4 protein-coding genes and 1 pseudogene (1 of these 5 running past the window's edge) are annotated in these 9,540 nt (G+C 71.9%); 4 read left to right on the top strand and 1 reads right to left on the bottom strand.

Annotation, left to right across the window (positions count from 1 at the left end; all coding sequences use genetic code 11):
* The first annotated feature begins 74 nt into the window (after positions 1-74).
* Positions 75-839 carry an NADPH-dependent FMN reductase gene (locus CED_RS08065; protein ID WP_035909679.1) on the top strand — a complete coding sequence of 255 codons (765 nt, stop codon included), beginning with the start codon at positions 75-77 and terminating at the stop codon, positions 837-839.
* Positions 840-1,059: 220 nt separating this feature from the next.
* A complete protein-coding gene (locus CED_RS08070; RefSeq protein WP_035909624.1) occupies positions 1,060-2,316 on the top strand; it encodes an ABC transporter substrate-binding protein in 1,257 nt (418 codons plus the stop codon).
* A 24-nt stretch (positions 2,317-2,340) separates the two neighbouring features.
* Here the strand turns inward: CED_RS08070 and CED_RS08075 are convergent, their stop codons facing one another.
* Positions 2,341-6,228, bottom strand: coding sequence for an ATP-binding cassette domain-containing protein (locus tag CED_RS08075; RefSeq protein ID WP_035909626.1), 3,888 nt, complete (start codon positions 6,226-6,228; stop codon positions 2,341-2,343).
* Positions 6,229-6,630: 402 nt separating this feature from the next.
* On the opposite strand from CED_RS08075, the gene CED_RS08080 reads away from it, so the two are divergent.
* Positions 6,631-7,641 (top strand): CAP domain-containing protein, encoded by a 1,011-nt coding sequence (locus CED_RS08080; protein WP_235186961.1) that lies wholly within the window; start codon positions 6,631-6,633, stop codon positions 7,639-7,641.
* Positions 7,642-8,025: 384 nt separating this feature from the next.
* Positions 8,026-9,540: pseudogene (locus CED_RS08085) on the top strand (glycosyl hydrolase); it runs 435 nt beyond the window's last position.

Here is a 9,540-nt window from a genome sequence, read left to right on the forward strand (position 1 = left end):
GTACGCGGGTGGCGGTCCATCGCCGGACCGACATGAGCCAGATCCGGGACGCCGGACCGGGATGCCGGACCGGGATGCCGGATCCGGGACGAGGAGGGGTAGTGGGAGACACATTCGGCATGTTCCAACCGGGTGCCAGCAACGGCGAACCGAGGAGCGGGCGCAGCCAGACGGTCGGTACGGATCCCGTCTCCGGGCTGCCCAGCCGGGTCTCGGCGCACCGTTCGCCCGACATGCCGCCGGACGGTCCCGGTCCGGTGCGGGCCCGTCGCCGCCGCCCGTNAATCGTCGGCATCGGTGGCAGCAGCCGGGCGAACTCCACCACCCACCAGGCCCTGGCGACGGTGCTGGCGATGATGGGGCAGGCCGGCGCGGAGACGATGCTGCTCGGTGCGGCGGACCTGGACCTGCCGATGTACGCGCCGGAACGCCAGGAACGTCCCGCCGCCGCGCTGCGCCTCCTCGCCGCCGTCGAACGGGCCGACGGCCTCGTGATCGCGACTCCCGGCTACCACGGCGGGATATCGGGCCAGGTCAAGAACGCCCTGGACTATCTGGAGGACCTGCGCGGCGCGCCCCGGCCCTACCTGGACGGCCGGGCGGTCGCACTGATCGTCGGCGCCCGGGGCACGCAGGCGGCCGGGACGACGCTGACGGCCCTGCGCTCGACGGTGCACGCCCTGCGCGGCTGGCCGACCCCGCTGGGCGTCACCCTGAACACCGCGGTGCCGCTCTTCGACCCGCACGGGCGAGTGCTCGACCGGACCGTCGCGGCCCGCCTGGACACCCTCGCCGACCAGATCATGGGGTTCACCTACGCCTGGTCCCAGGTGCTCTGAGGTGACCTCAGGTGACCTCAGGTGCTCTGAGGTGCTCTGAGGTGCTCTGACGCCGGGACGCGATCCCACGCCGAGGCTCCCGCGGGTCCCAGCCAACCCGGGCGTATCCGTCCTGAGCAGGCAGGTCTACCGTGGCGGGGCCCGGCAGGGGACAGCGGGGCCCGGCAGGGGACCGGAACACGGAACGCGGACGAGGCACGCTCGACGAGGAGGCGGCACGGTGGGACGACGGTACGGGCTCCGGTGGCTCGCCGCGGCGGTTCTGGGCGCCGTGCTGGCGGGAACGCTCGCCGCGTGCGGNGGCGACTCGGNCGGCGAAGCCACCGGCACGTCCTCGGCCGGATCAACGGTCAAACTGATGATCATCGCCCCGGTGGGCACGTCCGGAACGAACTACCCGGAGATGGTGGCCGCCGCCCGGGCCGCCGTGCGCGGGGTCAACGCCCGGGGTGGGATCGCCGGCCACCGGGTCGAGCTCGTGCACTGCAACGAGAAGAACGACGCCGCCGTGGCCAGGAAGTGCGCCCAGCAGGCGGTGGATCAGCACGTGCTCGCGGTCGTCGGCGAGGTCAGCGGCTCGGGTGGGATCATGCCCATCCTGGAGAACGCGGGGATCCCGTCCATCGGTTCGGCCGGGATCTCGGCCGACGGATCCGAGCTCAGCTCTCCGATCAGCTACGTCATCAGCCCGCTGGCGCTCTACCCCGCGGTCTGCCCGTCGTTGCTCGCCAAGGCGGGAGCCACCCGCCTCGGGCTGGTCGGCTACGACCTCAGCGCCAGCGACCGGCTCATCATCATGGCCGAGGGCGGCGCGAAGGCGGTGAACCGTCCGATCAATCCGAAGATCCGTATTCCGATCACGACGAGCGACTTCACCCCGGCGATCTCCCAGCTNACCCGGTCCGGTGCCGACGGAGCCGTGCTCGTCGTGTTCGACCAGGCCGCCTACGCGGTGATCTCCCAGGCCGGCCAGCGGGTCCGGACCTGCCACGCGGCCGGAACCCTCTCGCCGAAGTACCTGTCGACGCTCGGTCCGGCCGCGGACAACCTCGTGGTCGCGACCGCGTTCCCCGAGCTGAGCCAGGCCGGCCAGTTCCCCGAGGTGGCCCGGATGATCTCCGAACTGGACGCCGAGCAGGCCGGCGGGGACGCGGACGCGGCCCCCGCGCTACGCACCACGACGACCACCACCGGCGCGTGGCTGTCCGTGCAGATCGCCGAGAAGGTGGGCAACAAGGTGTCCGGCCCGCTCACCGCCCGCACCCTGCTCGACCAGCTCAACCGGACCACCGACCTGGACCTGGGCGGCATCGTCCCGCGGCTGAACCTCACGGCGACGACGCCGATCCCCGGGGCGGAACGGATCTTCAACACCACGCTGCGGGGAGCCCGCTGGGACAGCGCGTCGAAGAGCTTCGTGCCACTCGGCCCGGAGACCTACTCCGGCCTCGACATCCTGCGCCGGGCCGCCTCCTGACTCTGAGGCACGCGCTGACCCGGGTCAGGCACGCGGGCCGCTGAGGGCGCCATTGCCGGATGGGGCGCCATTGCCGGAGTCCGCCGGCCGTCCGGGTGACAGATAGGCGCCGAGCAGGGTCTCCCGGTCGGCACGGGCCTGGGCGGCGGTGCCCGACCAGGCGAGGGCCCCATGCCGCAGGACGTGCACCCGATCGGCGATCGACAGGGCGCTGCGGACGTGCTGCTCGACGAGGATCACGGCGAGCCCATCGTCCGCGGCGGCGCGCACCGCCGCCAGCAGACGGTCCACGACGCGCGGCGCGAGGCCCAGCGAGAGCTCGTCGGCGAGCAGAACCGTGGGCCGGCGCGCCAAGGCGCGCGCGAGGGTCACCATCTGCTGCTGCCCCCCGGAGAGCANCCCCGCCCGCCGATCGAGGTGCTCGGCAAGCTCGGGGAAGACCGCGAGGGCGAGGTCCGGGTCGCATCGACCGACCCGGAGATTCTCCCGGACGGTGAGGTCCATGATGACCGAGCGTTCCTCGGGAACCAGGCTCAGGCCACGTCGGCACCGTTCGTGCAGCGCGGCGGTCGTCACGGCCCCGGCGAGCAGGACCTCGCCTCCCGCCGACGGGATCGCGCCGGCCAGCGCCAGCAGTGTCGTCGTCTTGCCGGCGCCGTTCGGGCCGAGCAGGGTCACGACCTCGCCGGCGTGAACCTCCAGGTTGAGGTCGCGGACCACCGGGCCGTTGCCGTAGCCGGCGGACAGGCCCCGCGCCGCCAGCACCGCGGGGCCGGCCGCGAACCGGGCCGGGTCCGTCCTGTCGGCGACGCGGTCCCCGGTCCCGCCCGCGGACGGGCCGGCCGGCCGGGTCCAGGAGACGGCCCGCCGGGTCCAGGAGACGGCCGGCCGAGTCCAGGAGACGGCCGGCCGGGCCGGGACCGCCGCCTCCCCCAGGCAGGCGACCCGCACCCGGGGGTCGTCGCGCACCCGCTCCGGCGTCCCCTCGGCGATGCGCTCCCCGGCGTCCAGCACGACCACCCGGTCGCAGACCCCCATGACCACGTCCATGTCGTGTTCGTTGAGCAGGATGCCCAGTCCCCAGTCGTCGGCGAGCCGACGCAGCAGGCCCGCGACCTCCGCGCTCTCCGATTCGTCCAGCCCGGCGCACGGCTCGTCGAGCAGCAGCACGGCGGGGCGCGCCGCGACGGCCCGGGCGATGGCCAGCAGCCGACGACGACCGTAGGGAAGCTCCGCCACCGTGCGCAGGAGATCGTCGCGCAGCCCGAAGGCGTCGACCGCGGCGACCGCGGCCGGCTCAAGCGGACGTCCCCGGGGGAACAGCAGGTCGGTGAGATAGGCGCGGGTGTCCCGGCGGTCGCTGGCCGCCTGGATGTTCTCGATGACCGTCAGATCGTCGAACAGCTCCAGGTTCTGGAACGACCGGCTGATGCCGGCGCGGGCCCGCCGGTGCGCCGGCAGACGGTCCAGCCGGACGCCGCCCAACGTCATCGACGTGACCGACGTGACCGAGGACGGGGTGTAACCGGTGATCGCGTCGATGACCGTCGTCTTGCCCGCGCCGTTCGGGCCGATCATCCCGACGATCTGACCGGGTTCCACCCGCAGGTCGACCGAGCGCACCGCGGTGACCGCGCCGAACCGGACCGTCAGACCCCAGACCGACAGGACGGCGGGCACGGCGGGCAGCGCGGCGGGCGGCGCGCCGAGCAGGCGGGCCAGGCGGGCGGCATCGCGGCGACGGCGGCGGGCGGCCGCCGCCGGGACCCGGTCGTGGAGCAGCCTGGCGGTGCGGGCGTTCTCCGGCGCCATGCCCCCNCCCGACCGGGACAGCACGACGACGAGGACGATCCCGCCGATCAGCGGCACGTAGCGGTCGAGCTCGGCCAGCCAGTCCCGCACCCAGCCGCCGAAGACCGCTGCGACCAGGGCGGCGACGGCGGCGACGGCCCAGGGGGCGTACCGGGCGGCGGCGCCGAGCCGGCGGCGCGGGCGCGGCGCGCTGACGAGCGAGGCACCGGCGGCGAGGCCGAGCAGCCCGGCGAGGGCCGCCACGACGACCCGCAGCAGCACGCCGAGCCGGGCGAGCAGGTCGCCGACCCAGCCGCCGAGCCGGGTCGCGAGCGCCCCGGCGGCCATCGTCGCCCCGGCGAACGCCCCGCTGACCCAGCCGACCCCGCCGAGCACCGCGTAGGCGATGAGCATGATCGACGAGAACGGCGCGAAGGCGCCACCGCCATAGTCGATGTTCCCGCGCTCCCCGTAGACGTAGAACGCATAGAGCNCCCCGCCGAATCCGGCGATGGCCGCCGACAGCGCGAAGGCGTAGAGCTTCGCGCCGACCACGCTGATGCCGAGCGCGGCGGCGGCCCGCTCGTTGGTCCGCACCGCGATCAGTCGCCGGCCCGCGCGCCCGCGCCGCAGGTTGGCGACGGCCAGCGCGACGAGGACGAAGGCGAGGACGGAGACGGTCGCGAACCCGCGGGGGTTGGCAACCTTGTCCAACTCGATGCCGAGGAATGTCTGACGGCCGACGACCGTGCCCTCCGGGGAGGCCAGATCGCCGAACAGCGAACCGATGGAGCCCGCGCTCCTCGGTGCCGGGGAGTGGTAGCCGCGCTGGAACAGCAGAGCGTCGACGGCGGTGCCCAGGCCCAGGGTCACCACCGCGAGCTGCAGGCCCCGGGTCCGCAGCGCCGGCAGGGCGAACAACAGTCCGACCGCGGCCGTGCCGGCGACCCCGACGAGCATGGCCGCCTCCAACGGCCAGCCGCGGGTCGCGACGAGCCGTCCGGCGATCAACGCCGCGATGCCGGAAAAGGCGAGCTGCGCCAGGGACAACTGCCCGGTGAACCCGACGAGCACGACGACGGACAGGATGACCAGCGCCCACAGGGCGTTCGCGTCGATCGCGTCGACCCAGTCAACCGGCAGCAGCCACCAGGTCGCCGCCAGGGTGGCCGCCACGGTGACCGCGAGGGCGCGCGGATGCACCCGGCCGCTACCGAGGGCAGGCTGACGTTCGGCGAGGTGGCCGCGTTCGGGTATTCCCTGCCCGCGGATCGCGAGGTAGAAGACGATGACCGCCAGCGGCACAGCCCGGTCGACCCCGCGCCACCAGGGGTGCTCGGCGACCAGCTGGAACTGGGTCTCCNCCTCGACGNCCCCGAGGGCGAGCCCGCCCGCCAGCACCATCGGGAAGGAGCGAAACCGCGCGACCAGCGCGACCGCCAGCGCCGGGACGATGAGCAGGAGCAGGTTCGCCGAGGACAACGGGTTCTGCAGCGGCGCGAGCAGGACCCCGCCGAGACCGGCCAGCGCGCTGCCGGCGCCCCAGGCAGCGGCGGCGACGGTGTCCGCCGACCAGCCGAAGGTCGCGGCGGCCCTGAGGTTCTCCGCCGCCACCGTCGCGGCGAGGCCCACCGTGGTGAACCGGAACACCGCCCAGAGCCCCGCGACCAGCACGGCGACCACAGCCAGCCGGACGAACACGGACACGCCGACGGGCTCGTCGAACAGCGTTATCCTGCCGGTCGGCAGCACCGTCGGGGAGGTACGCACGGCACCGGCGAACATCAGCGTCAGCAACGACTGCAAGATGATCAGCAGGCCGAGCGTCGCCATCAGCCGCAGCAGCGAGGTCGCCTCGCGCAGTGGCCGCATCACCAGCAGGTGGAACACGACCCCGATGACGGTCGTCGACAGCACGGCCAGCGGCGCCGCGAGGCCGAGCGGCAGCCCCCACCCGGCGTGCAGCCCATGGAAGGCATAGGCCGCCCAGGCCAGCAGCGCGCCCTGGGCCAGGTTGAGCACGCCGGCCCCGCGGGCGATGACCACCACACCCGAGGCCACGAGGGCGTAGAGCGCGCCCGTGCCCAGACTGAGCAGGGCGTAGCCCATGACGTCATTCAACGGCGGTCCACCCTGCTCCGGGCACCGCGGAACGGTGCCTCGATCATCCCTCAGCGGCCCCCCACCAATGGTCGCCGGCTCTCCTCGATCGCGATGAGCGGCGTGAGCCCACCGGAAAATCCGCAGGCCAGACCATTGATCATATGATCACGGCAACCGAGGTGACGGTACGACCGGACAGACCGACAAGGCAATCAAACCAGCCACAACAGCCACCGAACCCCACGAGAGCCACCGAATAGCATAAGAGCCACAAAACCTCGCGAAAGCTACCTAACCCCACGGATTGGTCGGGGGTGACGGAACGTGGGCACACCGCGAAACGTCCGGGATGGCACCATCGGACGAACGCTCGATGGCGGACGACCACGGCTACAGGGGTGGAAACGGATGAGGGACCTGGTGCCTGGCGCGAACGGGCCGTTGCCTGCCGGCCCCGTCTCGGTCCGGCTCGCCGGTCCCTTCGACGTCTGTGCGCTCGTCACCGGCGCGAACGGCAAGGTCGCCGCGGACAGCGACTTCGTGTTCTACAACCAGCCCAGGGCGCCGGGCGTGGCACTCTCGGGCGGCGCGGTGACCGTCGATCCGGGCCGGCTGCGCCTGGGCGCCGAACGTGTCGTGATCGCCGCCAGCCCCGAGGACGGTACGACGCCCTTCGGACGGCTGCCAGCTCTCGCCGTCACCATCCATAATGATCATGATGNCCTCATCGCCCGCTTCGCACCACCGCCGTTGTCCCGCGAGACCGTGGTCACGCTGGTGGAGATCTACCGGCGCGGCCCCGCGTGGAAGATCCGGGCGGTGGGGCAGGGCTACGCGGACGGCCTCGCCGGTCTCGCCCGGGACTTCGGAGTCGACATCGACGACGGCGACCAGGGCCACCAGGGCCACCAGGGCCACCAGGGCCACCAGGGCCACCAGGGCCACCAGGGCCACCAGGGCCAGGGCCACCAGGGCCAGGGTCAACGCCGTGACCCTCCCGGGTACCCCGATTCCACGGGTCGGGGTACCCGGGAGGGTGATCTGACCCTCGTGCTCGCGCGGGTCGTCACGCTCACCAATGCCGAGCGCGCCCGGGAGGGTCTCGCGCCGCTGACCGTCGACGACCGCNTGGCCGCCGCCGCGGAGGCGCACAGCGTGGACATGGCGACCCGTGGCTTCTTCGCGCACACCAGCCCGGAGGGACGCACGGTGTCCGACCGGGTGAGCGCTCTGGGCTACCGCTACGCCCAGGTCGCCGAGAACATCGCCGCCGGCCAGAGCAGCGCGGACGAGGTGGTGACGGGATGGATGAACAGCCCCGGCCACCGGGCGAACATCCTCATCCCGCGGCTGCGCCAGATCGGCGTCGGGCAGGCCACCGGCGGCGAGTATGGTCGCTACTGGACGCAGGTCTTCGGCACCCTGCTCTGACCGCAGGCACTCAGACCGCAGGCGTACCGGAGGTAGGTCGCACCTTCGGCTACAAAGGTATCGGCATTCCCGCGCGGGCGTTGACCGACCGGGCCGAACGGATCACGATTTTCCTGCGCCGACCCCAAGGAACCGCCAGAACCGGTGACACCGCCGCCGCGAGCGGAGAATCTGCGCAATCCGGCTGTGCACGTTCCACCCGAACCGCCGGGAAGGACGACGTCACAAGTCTTCGCCCACGCCTGGAGAAGTGCGCGTCGAATCTCCGGACAACGACGTTCGACCATGCCCGCGAACCATTGATCTAGCTTCCTTCCTGGTTGATGAGTCAGCTTTCATCGACAAGCTCGACACGCGTTCCACAACCCAGGACAGGACTGGAGAATGCGCACAGAGAACAAACGGGACGGGACAGCGTCCCAGCCCAGGAGATATTCGAACGGCCGTCACGCGCGGACTCGAGCACGTCGCCACCGGATCGGCGGGCTGCTACTCACCCTCACCGTGGCCCTGATGACCGGGGCATTGACCGGACCTGCCCGCGCGCAGGCCCCGACGATCATCGAGGACAGCGCCATCGGCACCGGGCTCAACCAGGTCTCCTACACGGGGACGTGGACCCGGTGCACCGGGTGCATAGCCGGGCCCCTCGACGACGGCTTCCGGTACTCGTCGACCTACGGCAGCGTCGCCTCGTTCCAGTTCATCGGCACGCGGGTGACCATCTTCGGGGTCAAGGGGCCGTGGAGCGGCCAGGCCGCGATCAGCATCGACGGCAGCACCCCGCAGCTCGTCGACACCTTCGCTACGGTCGCGGTCGCGAGCTCGATCTTCACCTCGAACACGCTCACCGCGGGCACCCACACAGTGCAGATCACCAACCTGCACCAGCGCAATGCCGCGTCCCGGGGCTACGACGTCGCCTTCGACCGCGCCGAGGCGATCAACGAGGTGGCGCCGCCCCCGCCGACACCGCCGGTGCCCACGGCGCTCACCATCGAGGACACGACGATCGGCACCGGCACCAACCAGGTCTCTTACTCGACCGGGTGGACGAAGTGCACCGGCTGCATTACCTCCCCGAACAACAGCTTCTACTACTCGGCGACCGCCGGCGCGGTCGCCACGATCCGTTTCAGCGGAACGCAGATCAACATCTACGGCGCCAAGGGCCCGATCGGGGGATTCAGCACGATCCGCCTGGACGGCGGCCAGCCGGTCAACGTCGACACCTACGCGCCGACCTCGAGCATCACCCTGTTCTACAGCTCGGACAAGCTCGCCGCCGGCACGCACACCCTGACCCTGACGAATACCGGGCAGCGCAACACCTCCTCGCAGGGCAACAACGTCGGTTTCGACCGGGCGGAGGNCACCACCGGAGCGAACCCGCCGCCGGCCCCGCCGTCCTACGCCGGGCCCCGCTCGGGCAAAGGGTGGCTGACCGGAACCTATCCCGATCCGGTGATGAACCAGCAGAACCTGGAGGCGTTCTGCACCTGGCGCGGGGCGCCCTGTGACTTCACCCTGCTTTACACCACCCGGAACAGCTGGGCGAACGTCAGCCAGCCGGTGGATCTGCTGCGCACCTTCGCCAACTGGCCCGGCCGGTTGATCATCTCCATCCCCCCCTTCCCGGAGCACATCGGTGCCAGCAACGCGACCTGCGCCACCGGGGCCTACGACGAGTACTGGAAGACCTTCGGCCGCGTACTGAACGCCTACGGCCGGCAGAACTCCTACCTGCGAATCGCCTGGGAGGGCAACGGCGACTGGTACGAATGGTCCGCCACCAACCCCAAGGACTACGTCAACTGCTGGCGCCACGTCGCGGACGCCATCAACTCGNCCGCGGAGCCGGNCCCCNCCCTGTGCTGGTNCCTNANCNCNCACTNCNNG

It is taken from the genome of Frankia sp. CeD, from assembly GCF_000732115.1.
Lineage (GTDB): Bacteria > Actinomycetota > Actinomycetes > Frankiales > Frankiaceae > Frankia > Frankia casuarinae.